At 39.1% G+C, this 18,826-nt stretch carries 18 protein-coding genes; 5 read left to right on the top strand and 13 right to left on the bottom strand.

The genetic code is table 11. From position 1 onward, the window contains the following. Positions 1–282: 282 nt before the first annotated feature. Positions 283–837: a crossover junction endodeoxyribonuclease RuvC gene (ruvC, locus tag ATE92_RS03550; protein WP_100804345.1), complete on the bottom strand. Its 555-nt coding sequence runs from the start codon at positions 835–837 to the stop codon at positions 283–285. Positions 838–892: 55 nt separating this feature from the next. Here ruvC and ATE92_RS03555 point away from each other — a divergent pair, with 55 nt between their 5' ends. The 3 genes from ATE92_RS03555 to ATE92_RS03565 are packed head-to-tail and all read left to right on the top strand — an operon-like array spanning position 893 to position 3,900. Further along, complete coding sequence (locus tag ATE92_RS03555) at positions 893–1,840, top strand: lysylphosphatidylglycerol synthase domain-containing protein (protein ID WP_157809546.1); 948 nt, start codon at positions 893–895, stop codon at positions 1,838–1,840. Further along, positions 1,837–2,988 (top strand): glycosyltransferase, encoded by a 1,152-nt coding sequence (locus ATE92_RS03560; protein WP_100802388.1) that lies wholly within the window; start codon positions 1,837–1,839, stop codon positions 2,986–2,988. The genes ATE92_RS03555 and ATE92_RS03560 overlap by 4 nt, the downstream gene beginning before the upstream one ends. A gap of 39 nt (positions 2,989–3,027) precedes the next feature. Further along, positions 3,028–3,900 carry a hypothetical protein gene (locus ATE92_RS03565; RefSeq protein WP_100802389.1) on the top strand — a complete coding sequence of 291 codons (873 nt, stop codon included), beginning with the start codon at positions 3,028–3,030 and terminating at the stop codon, positions 3,898–3,900. Here ATE92_RS03565 and ATE92_RS03570 read toward each other — a convergent pair. The 3 genes from ATE92_RS03570 to ATE92_RS03580 all read right to left on the bottom strand — a co-directional run bounded on the left by ATE92_RS03570 (position 3,895) and on the right by ATE92_RS03580 (position 6,284). Then, positions 3,895–4,380 carry a hypothetical protein gene (locus ATE92_RS03570; RefSeq protein ID WP_100802390.1) on the bottom strand — a complete coding sequence of 162 codons (486 nt, stop codon included), beginning with the start codon at positions 4,378–4,380 and terminating at the stop codon, positions 3,895–3,897. The genes ATE92_RS03565 and ATE92_RS03570 overlap by 6 nt on opposite strands. Before the next feature lie 117 nt (positions 4,381–4,497). After that, the gene (locus ATE92_RS03575) at positions 4,498–5,925 is read right to left on the bottom strand and encodes a M56 family metallopeptidase (RefSeq protein ID WP_100802391.1); all 1,428 of its coding nucleotides are present in this window, start codon (positions 5,923–5,925) and stop codon (positions 4,498–4,500) included. Continuing rightward, entirely contained in the window at positions 5,922–6,284 is a 363-nt protein-coding gene (locus ATE92_RS03580) for a BlaI/MecI/CopY family transcriptional regulator (RefSeq protein ID WP_100804346.1), read from the bottom strand. The genes ATE92_RS03575 and ATE92_RS03580 overlap by 4 nt, the downstream gene beginning before the upstream one ends. 76 nt (positions 6,285–6,360) lie before the next feature. On the opposite strand from ATE92_RS03580, the gene ATE92_RS03585 reads away from it, so the two are divergent. After that, positions 6,361–6,888 (top strand): DUF456 domain-containing protein, encoded by a 528-nt coding sequence (locus tag ATE92_RS03585; RefSeq protein ID WP_369819656.1) that lies wholly within the window; start codon positions 6,361–6,363, stop codon positions 6,886–6,888. A 1-nt stretch (position 6,889) separates the two neighbouring features. On the opposite strand, the gene ATE92_RS03590 is transcribed toward ATE92_RS03585, so the two are convergent. The 9 genes from ATE92_RS03590 to ATE92_RS03630 all read right to left on the bottom strand — a co-directional run bounded on the left by ATE92_RS03590 (position 6,890) and on the right by ATE92_RS03630 (position 17,577). Further along, positions 6,890–8,104 carry a leucine-rich repeat domain-containing protein gene (locus tag ATE92_RS03590; RefSeq protein ID WP_100802392.1) on the bottom strand — a complete coding sequence of 405 codons (1,215 nt, stop codon included), beginning with the start codon at positions 8,102–8,104 and terminating at the stop codon, positions 6,890–6,892. Positions 8,105–8,168: 64 nt separating this feature from the next. Further along, positions 8,169–8,723: a nitroreductase gene (locus ATE92_RS03595; RefSeq protein WP_100802393.1), complete on the bottom strand. Its 555-nt coding sequence runs from the start codon at positions 8,721–8,723 to the stop codon at positions 8,169–8,171. A 45-nt stretch (positions 8,724–8,768) separates the two neighbouring features. After that, entirely contained in the window at positions 8,769–10,835 is a 2,067-nt protein-coding gene (locus ATE92_RS03600; RefSeq protein ID WP_100802394.1) for a glycosyltransferase family 9 protein, read from the bottom strand. A gap of 78 nt (positions 10,836–10,913) precedes the next feature. Beyond that, positions 10,914–11,579 (bottom strand): hypothetical protein, encoded by a 666-nt coding sequence (locus tag ATE92_RS14065; RefSeq protein WP_198515593.1) that lies wholly within the window; start codon positions 11,577–11,579, stop codon positions 10,914–10,916. Between the two features lie 183 nt (positions 11,580–11,762). After that, the gene (locus ATE92_RS13965; RefSeq protein WP_157809547.1) at positions 11,763–12,011 is read right to left on the bottom strand and encodes a hypothetical protein; all 249 of its coding nucleotides are present in this window, start codon (positions 12,009–12,011) and stop codon (positions 11,763–11,765) included. Further along, positions 12,008–12,460, bottom strand: coding sequence for a response regulator (locus ATE92_RS03615; protein ID WP_100802396.1), 453 nt, complete (start codon positions 12,458–12,460; stop codon positions 12,008–12,010). The genes ATE92_RS13965 and ATE92_RS03615 overlap by 4 nt, the downstream gene beginning before the upstream one ends. Continuing rightward, the gene (locus ATE92_RS03620) at positions 12,461–14,320 is read right to left on the bottom strand and encodes a PAS domain-containing sensor histidine kinase (protein ID WP_198515594.1); all 1,860 of its coding nucleotides are present in this window, start codon (positions 14,318–14,320) and stop codon (positions 12,461–12,463) included. Beyond that, positions 14,304–14,735 (bottom strand): hypothetical protein, encoded by a 432-nt coding sequence (locus ATE92_RS03625; protein WP_100802398.1) that lies wholly within the window; start codon positions 14,733–14,735, stop codon positions 14,304–14,306. Before ATE92_RS03625 ends, ATE92_RS03620 begins: the two co-directional genes overlap by 17 nt. A gap of 172 nt (positions 14,736–14,907) precedes the next feature. Continuing rightward, entirely contained in the window at positions 14,908–17,577 is a 2,670-nt protein-coding gene (locus ATE92_RS03630) for a PAS domain S-box protein (protein ID WP_100802399.1), read from the bottom strand. 368 nt (positions 17,578–17,945) lie between these two features. Between ATE92_RS03630 and ATE92_RS03635 the strand changes: the two genes are divergently transcribed. Next, the gene (locus ATE92_RS03635; RefSeq protein ID WP_100802400.1) at positions 17,946–18,632 is read left to right on the top strand and encodes a trans-aconitate 2-methyltransferase; all 687 of its coding nucleotides are present in this window, start codon (positions 17,946–17,948) and stop codon (positions 18,630–18,632) included. Positions 18,633–18,826: the final 194 nt, after the last annotated feature.

Here is an 18,826-nt window from a genome sequence, read left to right on the forward strand (position 1 = left end):
CTCTTTCCTTTTCCCTTAACTGCTCACTGCTCACTGCTCACTGCTCACAAGTTATGAGTTATGAGTAAAACTAGTCTATTTTCTTTTTTCTAACTTCTCTTTTCTCTACACGCTTCACCGCTCATTGTTTAAGTCGTTGAGTCGTTGAGTTGTTGAGTTGTTGAGTTGGTTTTAAGTTTATCTATACAAATTCCTGTTCGCTTTTGTCTTTTTTCTATTCTCTTTGTTCTATTTTCTCTTCTCTTCACTACTCACTACTCACAACTCACTCTTCACTACTCACTACTTATCAACTCTATCATCATTCTGTTTCACAAACGCCGACCAGCCTGTATAGCTTTTCCCGATGCTCACTTTATCGCCATTGTAAAAATGACAAACTGCTGCCGCAAGCCCGTCGGTGCTGTCAAGGTTTTTTGGGAGTTCTTTGAGTTGCAACAAACTTTGCAGCATTTTGGCTACTTGCTCTTTGCTCGCGTTTCCGTTGCCGGTAATGGCCATTTTTATCTTTTTCGGGGAATATTCGGTGATGGGAATTTGCCGTGACAATCCGGCCGCCATTGCCACTCCCTGCGCTCTTCCCAGTTTGAGCATGGATTGGACGTTTTTTCCGAAGAAAGGTGCTTCAATGGCAATCTCATCGGGTTTGTGAGTATCGATAAGTTCGATGGTACGTTCAAAAATCAGTTTCAGTTTTAGGTAGTGATCGTCGTATTTGGTAAGGATGAGCTCGTTCAACTGCATAAAATGCATCTGCTTTTTCACCACTTTTATGAGTCCGAAGCCCATAATAGTCGTGCCGGGGTCAATTCCTAAAATAATTTTTTCTGAATTCATTTACAGTCCTTTCATACCGAGCAAAACCAATCAAAAATTAGTAAATTCGTTTTCGATGTTAGCCCTATCTCACAAATCTAAACAATATCTGCTCGTTACCCTAAAGGTTTTCGTACTTGGAATTACATTTTGGTATATCTATTCGAAAGTAAGCGATACCAACGCAGAGACAATAACCACGCTTACCGAAGCCATTCAGCATAAAAACAGTTGGATCTTGTTTGTCTTTGTCGGACTTGCAGGTATTAATTGGATACTGGAAATTTTAAAGTGGCAAACGGTGATTGCACCTGTGAAGCAACTTACTTTTTGGGAGGCGCTTAAGCAAAGTTTGATGGCTTTAACTACTTCCCTGGCCACTCCTAACAGAATAGGAGATTACGGCGCCAAGGCGTATTTTTATGCCGCCGGAACCAGAAAAAAGGTATTGCTGCTCAATTTTTTTTCGAATGTGAGTCAGATGGCAGTCACCCTTATTTTTGGGATTTTGGGACTGCTAATTGTAATTTCAAAATACAGCCTTTCCTTTTCGGTTTTAAAAATTGCAGCATTTGTAGTAGCGCTCACTGTGCTTTTCGTAGTGGGGTATTTGTTTAAAGAAAAAGAGCTGCTTATAAAGGGGCTGTCAATTAAAAAGGTCATCGATTTTATTAAAAAACTCCCGGCAAGCTTACGAGTGAAAGTGTGGTTCTTGTCGTTGTTGCGCTATGCATGTTTTACGTATTTGTTTTTACTGCTGCTTCGGTACTTTGAAGTCGATATTGCATTTTCGCAAGCCTATCCCTTGATCTTTGCGATGTATTTACTGGTCTCTTTGATTCCCACCCTATTTATTTTCGATGTGGTGATTCGCGGTGGCGTGGCTGTTTGGTTATTTTCTTTGGCCGGTGTGCCCGAACTCGCTGTTTTATGTACGGTTCTTGTCATGTGGTTGCTCAATTTTGTGATTCCCGCACTTTTGGGAAGCTTTTTTGTAGTGACCTATAAACCTGAGACCGTATGATTCTCGCGATTATCGTCATCGGATTTTGTTATCTCATCACTTTGGGAATCTTGCTCATTGGCAATTTACAGCTTGCTGAATTTTCTTCGGAAGGAATTAAAGCTGAAAAAGTTGTTGCGTTTTCAATCGTTATCCCTTTCCGAAATGAAGCTGAACAACTGCCTTTGCTACTCGAATCTATTGCACAATTAAAATATCCTACGGAAAAGTTTGAAGTTATTTTGGTAGACGATGCTTCCGAAGATGCTTCGGTCGGGATCATTGAAGGGTTTTTTAAACAGACTTCAGAAAAAAATAAAATAGACTATCGCATTCTGAAAAATGTTCGAAAATCCCAATCTCCCAAAAAAGATGCCATTTCCGAAGCCATTAAACATGCAAAACACGACTGGATCCTTACCACAGATGCCGATTGCCGACTTCCCGAAAATTGGCTGCAGGCTTATAACACTTTTATAGACACTGGCGATTCAAAATTTATCGCAGGCCCGGTGGTATATACCTCCAACAATTCCTTTGTACAACGTTATCAGCAACTTGACGGCTGGAGTTTACAAGGCGTCACCATGGGAAGCTTCGGACTTCGCAACCCGCTACTTTGTAACGGTGCGAATTTGGGGTATCAAAAAGAGGCTTTTTATAAGGTAAACGGATTTGAAGGAAATGACCAACACGCCAGCGGGGACGATGTTTTTCTACTGGAAAAGATGGTGCGTGCCTTTCCGAAGCAGGTGCATTATTTAAAAGCAAAGGACGCCATTGTAAGGACACAACCTCAACCCAATTGGACTTCGGTGCTGCAACAACGTATTCGTTGGGCTTCAAAAACCACTTATCAAAAAGGAATTACGACCAAAGCCTTGGGATTTGTAGTTTTACTCACCAATTTGTTGGTAATCTTAGGACCCATTTTGTGTTACTTCAATACTCAAACACTTCCGTTTTATGCGGTGTTTATAATTGCCAAGATTGTTATCGACGCTATCTCATTATCTCTGACTGCACAATTTTTCAGAAAAAAAATACACCCCTTTTACTTTCTGCTAAGTACCTTTCTCTATCCCTTTATTACCCTTTGGGTTGTGGTACTAAGTTTCGGCGGAAGTTACTCCTGGAAAGGCCGAAAACATAAAAAACCGAATAATTGAATTAATTTTTTACCTTTAGACGTACTAAATCAGGCCCTTATGAAATACCTACACTCCCTATGCGCTATTCTCCTGCTACTTACAGTTGGAATTACTCACGCTCAGCAACAATATACTGTTGAAGGCAAAACCTATACCCTTCAGACCGAAATAGAAGGAACCTTGACCTTATTGTGGAATACCATCGATGACGAATACCGCTATTTTGTAAAAAAGGGCAGCGCTATTACCGAGCTTAAAAACACCAAAGTCGACGGGGATTATAAAGAAGAATACAAAGAAACTCTTACCTTACTTACTTCCGATGCCCCGGTTTCGACCGATAAATTGAAACTGACCCTTTCAGGACTGCGAAATTATGTGGTGGAGTACAACCGAAAGGCAGACAGCAATTTTGTATATGAAAAGCCTTCGGTACAGCTAAAAACACGATTGGGCGTATTTGCCGGAATGACTAACAACGCCTATTTCTACAACCCGAATAACGATTTTCTACCTGCTCTGGGAATCGATTTCGAGATAATTGACGAAGTTCGGCTCAAACGTCATGCAGTAGTATTTCAGTTTAAGCAGGTTTTGGAGAATTCCGATTATAAATTTTCATCGTCACAGGTTTCTTTCAACTACCGTTTCAAATTTATAAAATCTGAAAAGTTTGACGCGTTCGTCACTGCCAAGGCGGCAACCTTTACCAGTGTTTCCCGAGATCAGGAGCTCATTGATGGGGAAGAAGTTACTAAATTCACTTCCGGGAGTCAGTTTCAGGTGCCGGGTGCCTTCGGATTTGGTTTCGATTATGCCCTTGGCAACGGATATCTTTCGTTGGTGTACCACGATATAGTTGCCGTAACCATAGATAACAACGGAAATACCCCCGTAGACATTTCTTTGGGGTACAAACTGAATCTATAAATCCTTCGTTTTAATGACGATGGGAAGGGTGAATTCGGTTTTTACCGGAATCCCTCTTTTATAGGCAGGAGCCACCAGTTGAATGGAATCGATACACTGCAGCATCCAATTCTTCAAATGAGGAAATTCTTGAGTAATCAAACTGTCTATTTTAATTTCACGCACCGACAGTTGGGCATCCTTTGCAACCGATAGATCCAGCAAAACCGTATCGTTTACATCGCGGGTAGCAACAATGTTCTTGGTGCTTATGTATTCGTAAATTTGTGTAGACAAGGTAGTCTCGAAGCAGACTTTTTGCGCTGCCTTTTCGGTTTGATGTTCGCAAGCTGCAAAGACAGGGTATTGATCGACATCTTTCCAATTGATGGTTTTGAGTTCTTCTTCGTAGAACGTTTCGGTAGAAATTTTTTCGGTTTCAAAAAATTGGCAGGAAGTGACCAGTCCTAAAAGAAATAGTAAAGTAACACTGTTTTTCATTGCCGGGTAATAAAACCGAAAATTACAATTTTTAACCGTAATTACATGACTTCTTTTAAACGAAGCAGCCAAAGCGTATTTCGCTTCGGCTGCATTGAGAAATAAATCACTAAAAATCTATTCGGCTACTTCAAAAATGATGGGCAAATTATACTGAACTGCTACTTTTTTTCCTTCGTGTTCCCCCGGAAGCATATTTGGCAACTGTTGGAGGGTTCTAAGCGCTTCGGCTTTGAGGGCCGGGTGATTTGCTTTAATTTCCTTCACTACAACCTCACCCTTGTTGTTGATGATGAAGGTTGTCACGATTTTTTGTCGGCCGCTTAGACCGGAACCATCTAATTTTTTCACATTAAAGTTATCCCCCACAAAGGCCGAAATCTTTTCGATAAAACATTTCTTGGTCGCTTCGTTAGCAAGTCCTTCGCAACCCGGATAGATAGGAACTTTGTCGATTACTCCAAAAGGAAGCTCGATACTGTCCTTTACCGCGTCAAAGCGAATGTCGCCCATCCCCTTGTCTGACGTTAGCACCACCAGAGTTTTTAAGGCAATTTCTTCTTCGGGAGTTAAATTGCCTTTGGCCGCGATCGATTCTTTCAAGGCCTCAATATTGCTGATAATTTCACTTTGGGAAGTATCGCCTTTTTGAAAGTCTGCAACTACAGCGGTATCTTCAGATTTTGTTTCCTGAGCGCAGGAAGTATAGATGAGCATTCCGCAAACTACGGGAACCAGCAATAAATACTTTAACTGAAAGATTTTTTTGGATCTTGATTTTTGTAACATAACGATTCGTTTTTTGATTAATGAATGATTGAAAAATGTATTGATGAATGAAATTTTTTCGGTGTGAAAGACTTGCGAAAGCAAATCCTGATAGTATTCGCGTTTGTCTTTTTGTGAGGCTACCCCGGCATCGGCTATAAATTCCTGCAGCAACTCCATTCGGTTCTGAAAAACATAGATCAACGGATTGAACCAGCAAAGCACGCGCAATAATTCAAAAAATAACAGATCGATCGAGTGACGTTGTTCCATATGCACTTTTTCGTGCAGCAGAATATTTTTTTGTTGTGTTTCTGAAAGTTTTTCGCCTAAAAACACCGTGTTGAAAAAGGAAAAGGCAGCATCGGACTTTGGTAAGAGCACCAGGTGCATTTTCCCGAATGTGGCAGTACTTCCGGATCGTTTCAGTTTAAAAAGCTTGTACAATTTATACCCGAAAAAGGTAAGGCTTATCAAAACTCCTAAAATCCAAAACGTTTCCCAACCTAGGTTTAAAACTGAAGGGTTAGAAGTGGCTACGAGTTCTTCCGAAGCAACATTGCCAATAAGTACTGCAGGAAGTTGTATGGTGTATTCGGGCGGAATGCTTTGTTGAATGGCATCTATTTTTATAAGCGGCAGCAAAAAACTAAGCACAGGAGTGGCGATAAGATAGAGTCGGTTCCAGTTAAAAAAGGTTTCTTTTTTAAGGAAGAGGTCGTACACCAGCAGGAACAAAAGCTGGCAGGCTATGGTTTGAAGAATGTAGTGTATCATTTGTCCTCTTTGTTAAGTTCTTTCATAATGGCTTCCATTTCCTGAACACTGATATCGTTCTTTTTCATAAAAAAGGAGACCATACTTTTAAACGATCCCTGAAAATAGCCGTCCATGAGCTTGGTAAGGGACTGATTGCTGTATTCGGCTTTTTGGACTTTCGGGAAATAAATATGTCCGCGCCCTTCCTTTCGGTAATCGACAAACTCTTTGCTTTCCAGAATTCTAACAATGGTCGAGACGGTGTTGTAGGCAGGTTTCGGTTCGGGGAAAGTCTCGACGATGGATGCTACATTGCCTTCTCCCAGATCCCATAGTATCTGCATTATGTCTTCTTCGGCTTTGGTAAGTTGTTTCATAGCATTCGTTTTCATTTATCAAATATAACTAATTATTTAGTTTAAACTAATTTTTTAGTTATAAAATTGTAACAGAATGGTTTTTTTAGGGTCTAATGCAGCTATGGACATCACCTTACTTATTATTGGATTTGTATTAATGCTCATTGGCATTATAGGAAGTGTATTGCCTGTAATTCCCGGGACACCGGTGAGTTGGGCGGGATTAGTCGTGCTGCATTTGGCTCCGGCTATGACCTTCGACTGGCTGTTTATTATTCTTACGGGGATTGTAGCAGTAGGTATTTATGTGCTGGATTATATCATACCGGCGATTGGGACTAAAAAATTTGGCGGTAGTAAGGCGGGTGCCTGGGGAACTATTATTGGGTTATTTATAGGAATTATTGCCCCTATTCCCTTTGGAATTTTGATTGGTCCCTTTGCAGGCGCCTTAATTGGCGAAATGGTCTTTAATAAAACTGAAGGCAAACAAGCAGTGAAGGCCGCCTTTGGCTCGTTTATAGGATTTCTGGCTTCTACCTTTATAAAACTAACGGCAACGCTGGTGTTTTTAGGGCTGTTTGTCTATAAGGTATGGGCGCATTGGGAGCTGTTCTTCTAACTCACAATTTTATTACTCTTTTAGTACTACTACCCGCTTCGGTACTCACTTTTAGAAAATACATTCCGCTTTTTAGGGCTGAAACATCTGTTTGAGTAAAATCTTTGGTTTTAGAAAGTATTAATTCCCCTAAAAGATTATACATTTTGAGAGATTCAATTTCAATAGAGAGAGTACTCTCAATAAATAAAAGTTCCTCCACAGGATTAGGATACACAAAAATTTGTGATGATAGCTCCATATTCTCAACTCCCAAGGCACATTCTTCACTATAAACTGCTGAACCATCCTTTAACCAATTTGTCTGTTGGTTGGCGTAGTCTACATCATCAACTTGTATACAACTAAGATTTGGATTATTTTCTGCTCTCATATAATTTAGAACCACATTATTTCCATTTTTTAAATTTAAGGAGGTCAATGAATTTTCATGACACCATAGAAATTCCAAACTGGTGTTTTGTGATACATCCAATTCCACTAACTGATTCTCAGAACAAGTTATAACCTCCAAATTAGGGTTTTGGCTCAAGTCCAATTGTGTTAATTTATTCTCAGCTACGAACAATCCCACTAAGTTTGGATTATTTGAAATATCTAAAGCAGTAAAATTATTGTCCTCAAAGTTTAAAAGTTCAAGATTAGGATTTTGACTTAAATCAATAGCGGCAATAGATTGTCCTCCAATTGACAGAGTTTCAAGAACTGTATTATTTTGAACATCTAAGACACTAAGATCGTTCTGAGCACAATTAAGATAAACCAGTAGTGGATTTTGAGAAACTATTAAATTGTTTAGATCATTGCCATGACAATCTAATCGTTCCAAATATGGGTTTTGAGTAATATCCAAGTTCAATAAATTATTATCACTAATAAGTAATACTCGAAGGTTAGTCAATGTTGAAACGTCAATACCGGTAACGAAAGTTGTTTGGCACTGAAAGACCTCCAGATTTATAAAACTTTCCAATCCGGTTAATGAATTAATATTGGTAAAAGGTATATATAAGCCTAGTACCGCCTCCGCTTCGGCAACCTGAATTTCTCCATCATCATTTGTATCAGCATCAGCATCTCCGGACCCATCCCCATTGGTATCAACACAAGGAGTATTAACTAATGCATTTTTAAAAACAGGATCCGGGATATTTACAATTTGCGCGTTTAGAATCGCACTAACAAACATTAGAATAAACAGACAAACAAATCGCATATCTAACAATGCTTTTTATAGGGGAGACTATTAAATATACTAAAAAACTATGAAGTGTTTTATTTTAAAGCCAGGTTGTTTTTTCTTGAATGGAGGTATTTCTTACCCCATCCGGCAGTTCGCCGTCGTATTTTCCCATATAGAAAAAGCCCAGACAGCGTTCACCCGGTGCCATGGTAAAGAAGTCGTTCATATATTTTACAATACCCGGAGAGCTCCAATAGGCTCCAATTTTCATTTCGTGGGCGGTGAGCCACATATTTTGTACGGCCATGGCCGTTGCTGCTATTTCTTCCCATTCGGGGATGGCTTCTGCAGGGTCGCGCTGCATACAAATTGCAAGGATACAGGCTGCCTTTTTAGGGTTGTCACGATATTTTTTATACTTGAATTCTGAAAAGCTATCCGACTTATTTTTATAGGTTTCCGAAAGGAATTCCCCCAAACGGGCCTGCGCCTCTCCATGAATCACCCTAAAACGCCAGGGCTCGGTTCTTCTATGTGTAGGCGCCCAGTTGGCGGCTTCGAGAATTGATTGAATTTCTTCTTTTGAAATGGCTTCGGAATTGTATTGTGCCGGAAATACCGCACGTCGGTTCTTTATTATCTCTGAAATCATAGGTTTTTTTTGATTCCGAAAGATAGGTAAAAGAAGTAAAAAAAATTACTGAAACGTGGCAACTTCAAACAAAATATGCTGCTGTTTCAGCACATCGACCACCATTTTTACATCGGCTTCGCTGGAAATAGTCTCCTCTTTTCGCATCAATAGTGCTTCCACGTTTTTCCGCATATCCGGACTGTGATATTCCAGCAATAATTCGTTTTCGCCTAACTTCACCAGGCAATCTTTTTCGGTGAATTCGAAGGCTGCCTGCGGATTCACTTTTAGTACAGCCGGTTGCTCGGGATAGGCTTTTTGAATGACCTTGTACAAGGCTTCCAACACCCGATCCACAGTAACGGAATTCAGGCAGATCTTATGTTCACAGCTTAAAATAACATCGTAATTACAACGAATGGCACAAACGCCCTGTTTTCCCCAGATCAAATCGTTGTGTTGGGCGAAACTTCCCCAACTTCCGGGACCGGTTGGGCCGTAAATTCCCACGGAGGGAACATTAAAACTCCCCGCTACATGCGTGATTCCGGCATCGTTACCAATATGAAACAAGGCGCCTGCCATGGCTTCACCCACATCCAGCATTCCGCCGGTTATAAATTCGACATGCGGCATTTCCTTGGTAAAATACTGAGCGATATCGGGATCATCCGGGCCCATAATGATCTTGCAATCCAGATTCGGGTAAATATCGGCAAGCCTTTCAATAAGCTGGGCGTACTTTTTGGTAGGCCAGATTTTCAGTAAAAAGCCGGCGCCGTGATGCACTACAAAATAAGGGTTTTTTGAATCTTTTTCAGCTTTAAAATAGGGATAGCCTTCCAACCGATTGTCAATATCCACATGCAGTTTGGCTATGGTGTCTATATAATGCTGAATGGCATGTTGCTTTACCTTTTTGTGTGTTGGATATTTGAGGGCATGAGGCAGATCGTAACCTCTGAACGCAGGATAATTGCCCAGTTCGTAAATGTGATCGTAATTTTCTTCCTGTTCTCTAACTTCCTTTTCGTTGACTACTTTTACCGTTAGGTGTTTGGTAAAAAAATCGACCAGCCTGGGTGCCACGGCAAAATGCAAGGATTCGGAAACCTCGGCCAGTTTGTAGATAGCAGGAATGGCAAAGAATATATCTCCCAAGCCGCCGTAACTTTTATAGACCAGTACTTTGCCCAATTTTTTTGCTTTTTTGTCTGCTTCGGAAGTGGATAAAATACTTTCAACCGCTTTCCAGAATGCTTCGGGAGCCTGTTGCATTTCGGTGTAGGCTTGTTTTTTATTTTCAGGATAAAAATCGAAGGAAAATGTCCCTACTCTATCGTTCGTGATCATTTCACAGCCCGAAAGAAACGCTTCAGCTGCGAGTCGGCCGCTGGGTTCGGGCCAAACGGGTTTGCAGATAAATCGTTTTGTTTTCCCTAAAATCTCGAGTACTTCGGCGTTGGAAACAGGATCGTGGAACGAAATATTCTTCGGCATTTCACGTCGCAATCTGTTTCGGCCGTAGACCTTACACTGAATTGCAGGATGTTCTTCGGCAAAGGTGACGTATTCGTGTCCGCCCTTTAAAAAATTCAGATCCCCGAAAAACGGAATGACGTTCTCTATTTTTTCTTCCGAAGGTTTTAATTTGGAAACATCGACGGTGGGAGGCATGATCAATTTCTTGGCGACTGCTTCTCCGTAAAAATCGCGATGTGCTTCAAAGTGTTTGGGAGACTGAAAGATATTGAGGGCTGCACCTGAAAAAAGTCTTCGGAACAAATGAAACTTATCGGGGTGACAGCAACTGCGTACCTTGGGATCGACGGTACAGAGAATATTTCTGCGAATGCAGAAGTTATAATCGTATTCCACTTTTACATAAGGAACAGACTGATTGATTAGGAAATCTACCAGCTCCAGTTCGTAATTACAACGAGAAGTACTGTTGAGAATTACCAAATTAGCATTGCTGATGTGTTTTTTGGTTTTTTCGAAATCATTCAGGTAATCCAGGATGACCGGATGTCCTTTCTGTTCGCCCAATTGCATGAGTTCACGGATGGTGAGTTCTGCTCCGCGCGGTGTAGCGAGGGTAGTATCGTGAAGAAAGAGAATGTTTTTCAAAATAAAGGGGGTTGTAAATTAAATTGGACATTTCAAACCATTGCTGAAATGTCCAATTTTATAACTAATTCGTACTAATTATAATTTTTCCAGAATAAGGATATCGGTACCACTTCCGCCGCCGCTTACGTCGCGTAATTCAATTCGGTTTGGAAGCACACTTATAATATCCCAATCGTCGTTAAATTCATCGAAAGGTACTCCAATAAAGTTTAGGGCCAGTTCGGTGCCGCTGCCGTTTACGATCCAGGTTCCGTTATTGGTGTTACTACCGTTGGTAGCTGAGACCTGATCTCCAGTCATGAAATCGATTTCGTATCCGTTATAGGTTGCCGTTTGGTCGGACCCACTGTCGTTGTAATTTTGAACATACCAGAGTCCGTCCATAAGAATATCTCTAATTACCTGAGCGTCTCCATAGTAGCCATCATCGTAGTAGCCATCGTCGTAGTAACCGTCGTCGTAATATCCATCATCGTAATATCCGTCGTCGTAGTAACCATCATCATAATAACCATCATCGTAATAACCATCATCATAGTAACCATCATCATAATAGCCATCCTCGTAATACCCATCGTCATAATAGCCGTCTCCGTAATACCCATCACCATAATAACCGTCGTTAAAGAAGTCGTTACTATCATCGGGCGAGCATGAAGAAATAACCGCTCCGGTTATAGAGATAGTGGATATTGCAAGCAGAGCCTGTCCCGATTTGGTAATAAATTTTCTACGTTCCATAAATTTATTTTTTGCAGTTAGAAAGATACCATAAATGGCTAATCTGAAATATGATGAAAGTCAGTTTAAAGCTAAAACAGCCTGAAAAGAATTTACCCTACCAAAATATACAAAAAAAAAAAAGAAAGCACGCCCCGTTTATGATATGAAACGAGGCGTACCTTCAAAATTAACCAATAAAAATTAAGGAGTAATAAAATCTTTCATGCTGGAATTGTACACGCACAAACTATTTGCAGGGGTTGAAATACCGGTGCTTTGCGCTGTCGTCATTCTAGGGGCGATCATTCCTCTGGCGGTTGAGAAGATGTCGAAAACTGGTGTTGGATTAGGGGATTTAGTTCCAGTTCCGACCTGGGCGCGGGTAGAAAAGCAGATTAACACAACAAACATGGTGGAAGTTGTAAAAGCATTCAACTTTGTCTTTTTCATGATTGTTGTTTTAATGATTTTAAAATTTCAAAGTTAGGTTCCGGCTTTGCCAGTAGATGTGTTATTTTTTCAAGCGTTAATGGTTTACTGAGGTAATCTGTACACAGTTCTTCTTCATTTGCCTTTCTCTTGTCTTCGCCAAGAGAGGAGGATGAAAGCAAATAAATTTGGGGCCTTATGTTATGTATTACTTCTAGTTTCTTTATTTTATTCAAGAATTGAAAGCCGTTCATTTCGGGCATATTTATATCTAAGAATATAATATGGGGGAAATTCTCTCTGTGGTATTGTGATGTTGAGTCGAAATCTTCTAAGTATTTTAAGGCATTTGGGGCATTTGAAAAAGCTAGAGTATTTGCCAGAGCGTCAAATTTTTCGATAACTCTTTGGTTTACAAAAAGGTCGATTTTATTGTCGTCAATAAGCATTATGTTTGTGCCCTCTTTCATCTATTGTGAAATAATAATTTGTGGTAAGAGAATTTTAAAGCAAGTTCCTTTTGAAAGTTCACTTGTTACCTCTATCTCTCCATTAAGGTCGTCCACTATATTCTTGACAAAATAGAGCCCAATTCCCTCCCCCGGTAATTCATCATTATTCACGCGATAGTATAGGTCGAATATTTTAACCAGGTGTTCCTCTGAAATCCCTCTACCATTATCTGCTATTACAATTTGAATGTTCCCCTTTACGGAGGTGACTTCTATCTTTACAGTAGGTATAAAGTTCTTTGATGGTGGGTTACCGAATTTAACGGCATTTTGAATCAGGTTCTCAAAAAGAGACTTTAACAAATCAGGATTAAAATAAAACTCACCCGCTCCTTTCACGATAGTCACAAATTCGATGTGTTGAAAATGTGTGGTTTCCTTGGTATCTCGAATTATTTCATCGATGAGATTGTCAAAATTGATTGATTGAAGATGCTTTTTCTTATCGGAAATTGTAGCCACCAATGCCAAGTTATCTAACATTGATTTTCCCTTTTGAAGTGTCACATCCAGCATTGATGTTAATTGAGACACAACCGGACTTTTTTCTTCCTGATTCATCAAATTAATGATTCCTTCTGCCGATGAAAAAGGAGCGCTCAAATCGTGGGCCGATCGGTACAAAAATAATTCCAGGTCTTTAGTTTTTATCTTTAGCTTATTCTCCAGCGTTTTACTTTTGGAAATATCCAACATCATTGCGCAGAAATAATCGGCTTTTCCATTTTTCAATTTGCTAAGGGCAAATTCTACCGGAAATTCTTCTCCATTCTTTTTAAGTCCGTACATTTCGATAGTCCCCTGAATACGGTGTGTTTTCAATTTATTGACCGCAGAAACAAGTTCTTTCATACTGGCCTTCCTAAATTTTTGAGACATTAATTGTGTGAGGTGACATCCAATAATTTCGGATTCACTATATCCAAATGCCAGTTCGGCACCTTTATTCCACTCGGTAATATTTCCATTGCAGTCTGCAACTACAATAATTCCAACATCAATCGACTTAAAGAAGGTGTGATACTTAGTGTCATTCCCATGCGTATCTCGTTCGTGTTTACGGAATTTTGTAATATCACTTATTGCGATTGTCGCTGAGATTATTTCACCCTGCTTGTTATAACCAGGACCAATTTGAGATAACAAATACCTTGTCCGTCCCTTTGCGTCATACTCCATGGTTTCATACTCTTTACACTTACCACCATTAAAAATTATATCGACATTTTTGCGAACCAGATCGTGATGAATTGGATTTACATATCCATAAATATATGTCCCCAAAAGTGCTTCAGCTGTAAGACTTCCAATCCCGCGATTGGCAGTTAAAATTTTTCCTAACTTATTTATGGATACAACTAAATTTGGAATACTTTCCACAAAAGCACTATGCTTGAATTCCAAATCGTTTAACGCTCTTTTTTCTTCATAAATAGTAGTAATATCATTGTGTACAGCGACATATTTTTCAACACATCCTTTGCTATTCACAATAGGAGTAATGGTGGTATCGAGCCAACATGGTTTCCCATTATTTTTTCGATGGCATAATACTCCATTCCAAATACGTCCTTTTTTTATGGTTTTCCATAGTTCTTTATACTTAGGGTCTTTATCACATTCAGATCTAAGTAAGCCATTAACTTCACCTACTAATTCGTGCTTATAATAACCCATCATAACACAGAAATTCTCATTGGCATACGAAATTCTCCCCAAAGCATCTGTGATAGATAAAATCACATTTTGCTGAAGTAACTCCAACAATTCTGAATCTCCATAATTCATTATTTTCTTTTTTTCAATTGTCTGTATCATACATTTTTTTTGCTTCCAGGCAATAGGTGATGGCCTGTTCGAGGTCATTGACTAGTATAAAGGGAGTTGTTGGCTCGTAAATTCTTTTATATGCCCCAATCAATAATTTCATTGCGGTTGAATTCAAAATATAAGCTTCGGCTATTCTAATAAATTTGAGATCGGGACTATCCGCAAATAGTTTAGCAGCTTCAATGGTATAGGTCCCCTTAGCATTGCGAATATCGATTATAAACGGAGTGGGCTTCCCTTGGCACAAGGTCTTTATTGCTTCTATATAGGTTTGGGCCCGTTCTGCGCGAAGCGAATGGTACATTTCCATATTGAAGAATTCGCAATGCAGAATGCCGTTGGCAATCTGAAATTTTGCTCTTCCAAAAATTATAGCATTATTCGATTTAACTGTCTCCGGCATAAAAAGAAGAAGCCAATCCTTGTGCCATAACGAAAAAGGAGATGGGAATTTAACTTAATAAGCTGAGAGAGTGCACAATAAAAAGAACAGGAAATTGAATGATTTTTTTGTATCCCACGGTATATCGTGGGAAAAAGAAATGCAAATAGCAATTCAGCGGAATAACGTGGATTTAATCAGGTCTTTTAATTTTTAATTTTTTCATCCTATCGCGAAGGGTGCTTGGTTTAATTTTGAGGAATAAAGCTGCTCCCTTATTTCCATCAATTTTCCAATCACATTTCTCCAAAACCTTGAGAATATGGATACGCTGTGCTTCGTCGAGCGATAAATTGGTGATAGTGATGGGTCTGTTACTTGTTTGATCGGATATATCGAATTGAGGGAGCTGCAAATATTCGCCATTTGACAGAATTACTGCACGCTCAATAAGATTCTCAAGCTCTCTGATGTTTCCAGGCCATTTATACTGTTGCATTTCAATCATGGCCTTATCGGATATATATTTAATTTCTTTTCTATATATTTTTCCGAATTTATTTACAAAATGTTCGACGAGTAGTGGAATATCTTCTAGTCTTTTGTGAAGAGGAGGAATTTTAATTGGAAAGACATTCAATCTAAAATACAAATCTTCTCTGAATCTTTTCTTCGCCACCTCTTTTTTAAGGTTTCTATTGGTAGCAGCAATAATTCGAACATTCAATTTCCGAGTCGTGTTTTCCCCTATTTTCTCTATTTCACCTTCCTGTAAAAACCGAAGTAATTTTGGCTGCATATCGAGAGGTAATTCTCCTATTTCATCTAAAAACAAAGTACCCCCGTGCGCCAACTCGACCTTTCCAATTTTATCCCGTACAGCACCGGTGAAGGATCCTTTTGTATGTCCGAATAACTCACTTTCAATCAATTCCCGAGGAATCGCAGCACAATTCACTTTGATTAGTGGTTTGTCTTTTCTTACACTAATATTATGGACCGCTCTTGCGAGTAATTCTTTTCCTGTGCCCGTATCTCCCAAAAGCAAAACAGTTGCATCTGTTGGTGCTACTTTTTCCACATTACTAAGAACGTCGCTAAAGGCGGCGCTACCATAGACCATTTCTTCAAAATTAAAAACCAAATCAAGCTCGTCTCGCAAGTAAACATTTTCGTTTTGAAGTTGAATTTTCAATTCCTTCAATTCGGTTACTGCTGTGGACAACTCGATATTAAGTGAATTTAATTCTCGCTGAACAGCTTTCCTTTCGGTAATATCCTGTATTGTTGCTAAGATGGCAACCACCTTACCTTCCTCATCCTTAATTTGAGATGATATTAATTGAACCGGAAATCGTTCCTCGTTTTTACGTTTGTATACGGTTTCATAATAGTTGTGGTACTCGGCCTTTATTAGATTTTCATAATGTGAAAAGCAGGTATCATAGCATTCGGGAGCCCAAAAAGGAAATGGTGCTTTTGATGCTAAAAGTTCCTTTTCGGTGTAGCCTGTCATTTTACAAAATGACGGATTCACCTTTGTTAGTTTTCCATCCTCAATGGAAACAACCAAAAGACCTTCGTCCATCGAGGCAAGCAGATTCTCCGAAAACTCCTTTGCGCGTCGAATTTCGGCTTGGGCATTTATTTTATCTGTAATATCGTCAATTGTCACGAAAAAGGCCATAACTTTCCCCTCATTGTTTTTAATGGAAGACGTGGCTAATGAGGCCATAAAGCGTTCTCCATTCTTCCGCATAAATAAAAATTCAAAATTTCCAACTTCTCCGGCTAAGGTGCGAACCAAACATTTCTGGATTTCCTCATACGACTCCGGGGGCCAAAAAGGAAAAGGAGCCGTTGCACCTAAGAGTTCTTCTCTTTTAAACCCTGTTATGGAAGAATAGGCCGGATTAACATCGATAATTTCCCCTTCTACATTCATAACTACTAGCCCCTGACGTAACGATGTCACTAACTCTTCAGAATATTCCTTTGCCAATCGCAACTCTTCCTCTGCGCGTAATTGTTGGGTAATATCCTTTATTGTTGAAAAAAAAGCAATTGTATTTCCTTCACTATCCTTTAATGAAGAAACAGCTAATGATACCGGAAACCGCTCTTCGTTTTTCCGTTTAAAAATTAAATTAATATTTTTCTTTATTTGACCTTTTAATGTATTTTGAAAAGCGACATTAATATTTTCATATTCCTCAGGGGGCCAATACGGATAGGGTGGTTGAATCCCAATTAACTCTTCTTTTGTGAATCCTGTCATTTCACAAAAGGCTGCATTTACTGAAATATGAGTGCCCTGAAGATTAATCACAGATAAACCTTCTTGTAATGAGGCTAATAGATTTTGCGAAAAATCCTTCTCTGCCTTTAAAAGGTCTTTCGATCTTCGTAGTTCACTAATATCGAGGATTTCACTTAATATATAATCATTTTTGCCGATCGTAATTCTTTCAAAAGAAAATAGTGCGTTGGTGCGAATTCCCGATTTTGGTAGCAATTCGGCTTCAAAGGACTTCAGTGAGTGTTTTTTTTCTAGTATTTCTCTTATATACTGCCCCTCTTCTTCACCCACGAGATTCAGGTCGTAGGCCGTGACATTCGTCGCCTCCTTGTTTTTGTAACCCGTAAATGTCTCCCAGGCCGAATTAACGGCGATGAACTTTTTAGAATTTATATTAGACAGTGCTTTTGGAATGGAACTTTTGTAGAACAGTGACTCAAACCCTTGGTCATCGTTTAGAAATTCGAATAACTCATCATGACCCTCTATCGTATTATCGGTTACGGAGGATTTTATTTCGTATTTAGAGCTTCGTGATTTACCCATTCTAATCCCTGTTGACATTAGTATACATTCTCATTTTCATAAGAGATGTAACTACATACTATTATTTACGTTTCGAGCTACATTATAATAGCTCTTAAGGGGAGTTAATGAACGCCCAAAGGTATCTATTTACTCGGGAATTAACGCCTAGAAATATCGAAAAAAGAAAAGAATGCTGATTTAAACTTTTCTTTCCCTTAACCAAAACTATTATCGACTAAGGATGTGACCATTCGTGCATAAAAAACCCGTTTCTTTAAAATCTGCTTTGAGCAGCACTTTGAATACTTATGTATTTAGGTTTAATATACAAATTATTTTTTTGGTTTTGAAGGCCAAAAAAAAATGCTTTTTTGTTTTATCTTAGTTTTAGAATTTTAGTCCATATGAGAATAGGAAGTAACATCGCCAACGAATTTAACGATTTTTCTGTGAATTATACGGAAGACATGGTACGCTGTGTACCTCATTATTTGCGATTGCTTTCCCTCTTCACCGAAGGACTTCCCGTCGATTTTAGTCCGAAGCGTATTTTAGATCTGGGCTGCGGAAACGGAAACGTCACCTTTCAACTATTACACACCTTTCCCCAAGCGCAGTATACGCTCCTCGATGCTTCCGAAAAAATGATCGATCTATGCAAATCCCGCTTTCATCAAGTTGAGGCAGATTATGCAATCTCCTATTTTAAAGATTTCAGTTTTAAAGAAAACTACTACGATCTAATTGTAGCAGGATTTAGCTTGCATCATTGTGAAGGTGCCGAGAAACGGGAGCTTTTCAAAAAAATACACCACTCGTTACAACCCGGGGGTATTTTTAGTTTTTCCGATTTAATGATCGACAAAAACTCGATCGAGCATCCTCCTTTTTTAAAGGGTTGGGAATCTTTTGTTTACAACAACTATTCCGATGGCGAGAAATGGCAGTGGTTAATGGAGCATTACAATGAGTTCGACAAGCCCGATGCCTTGGATAATCAATTAGAATGGTTAATGAAGGCAGGATTTACTTTTATTGAGCCCACAGCCCTTGATACCCATTGGGTTCATATACGAGCTGAGAAAAACTAAAGCCTTCATCTTTATTATACTTCTTTCAAAAATTAGAGTTCCTAAATTTTTAAAAAAGGAATTCATTAATTCCTGCTACGAAAATCTGCCAATATGCTCTTTTTCAATACTATATATTCATTTTTTACGATTTGAACGAGTATTTTATCCCTTAATCGTAAACATTTTGTAAGTCGTTTCTCAATAAATACATT

The sequence above is a fragment of the Ulvibacter sp. MAR_2010_11 genome, assembly GCF_002813135.1.
In the GTDB taxonomy this organism is placed as follows: Bacteria; Bacteroidota; Bacteroidia; order Flavobacteriales; family Flavobacteriaceae; genus Altibacter.

What these genes read in the sequence shown, in the direction of transcription:
- ruvC (WP_100804345.1), bottom strand. Translation starts at nt 837, where the DNA reads ATGAATTCAGAAAAAATTATTTTAGGAATTGACCCCGGCACGACTATT.
- ATE92_RS03555 (WP_157809546.1), top strand. Translation starts at nt 893, where the DNA reads ATGTTAGCCCTATCTCACAAATCTAAACAATATCTGCTCGTTACCCTA.
- ATE92_RS03560 (WP_100802388.1), top strand. Translation starts at nt 1,837, where the DNA reads ATGATTCTCGCGATTATCGTCATCGGATTTTGTTATCTCATCACTTTG.
- ATE92_RS03565 (WP_100802389.1), top strand. Translation starts at nt 3,028, where the DNA reads ATGAAATACCTACACTCCCTATGCGCTATTCTCCTGCTACTTACAGTT.
- ATE92_RS03570 (WP_100802390.1), bottom strand. Translation starts at nt 4,380, where the DNA reads ATGAAAAACAGTGTTACTTTACTATTTCTTTTAGGACTGGTCACTTCC.
- ATE92_RS03575 (WP_100802391.1), bottom strand. Translation starts at nt 5,925, where the DNA reads ATGATACACTACATTCTTCAAACCATAGCCTGCCAGCTTTTGTTCCTG.
- ATE92_RS03580 (WP_100804346.1), bottom strand. Translation starts at nt 6,284, where the DNA reads ATGAAACAACTTACCAAAGCCGAAGAAGACATAATGCAGATACTATGG.
- ATE92_RS03585 (WP_369819656.1), top strand. Translation starts at nt 6,361, where the DNA reads ATGGTTTTTTTAGGGTCTAATGCAGCTATGGACATCACCTTACTTATT.
- ATE92_RS03590 (WP_100802392.1), bottom strand. Translation starts at nt 8,104, where the DNA reads ATGCGATTTGTTTGTCTGTTTATTCTAATGTTTGTTAGTGCGATTCTA.
- ATE92_RS03595 (WP_100802393.1), bottom strand. Translation starts at nt 8,723, where the DNA reads ATGATTTCAGAGATAATAAAGAACCGACGTGCGGTATTTCCGGCACAA.
- ATE92_RS14065 (WP_198515593.1), bottom strand. Translation starts at nt 11,579, where the DNA reads ATGGAACGTAGAAAATTTATTACCAAATCGGGACAGGCTCTGCTTGCA.
- ATE92_RS13965 (WP_157809547.1), bottom strand. Translation starts at nt 12,011, where the DNA reads ATGAAAAAGACAAAGTTGAATGCTTTTACAACTTCCACCATGTTTGTT.
- ATE92_RS03615 (WP_100802396.1), bottom strand. Translation starts at nt 12,460, where the DNA reads ATGAAAGAGGGCACAAACATAATGCTTATTGACGACAATAAAATCGAC.
- ATE92_RS03620 (WP_198515594.1), bottom strand. Translation starts at nt 14,320, where the DNA reads ATGATACAGACAATTGAAAAAAAGAAAATAATGAATTATGGAGATTCA.
- ATE92_RS03625 (WP_100802398.1), bottom strand. Translation starts at nt 14,735, where the DNA reads ATGCCGGAGACAGTTAAATCGAATAATGCTATAATTTTTGGAAGAGCA.
- ATE92_RS03630 (WP_100802399.1), bottom strand. Translation starts at nt 17,577, where the DNA reads ATGTCAACAGGGATTAGAATGGGTAAATCACGAAGCTCTAAATACGAA.
- ATE92_RS03635 (WP_100802400.1), top strand. Translation starts at nt 17,946, where the DNA reads ATGAGAATAGGAAGTAACATCGCCAACGAATTTAACGATTTTTCTGTG.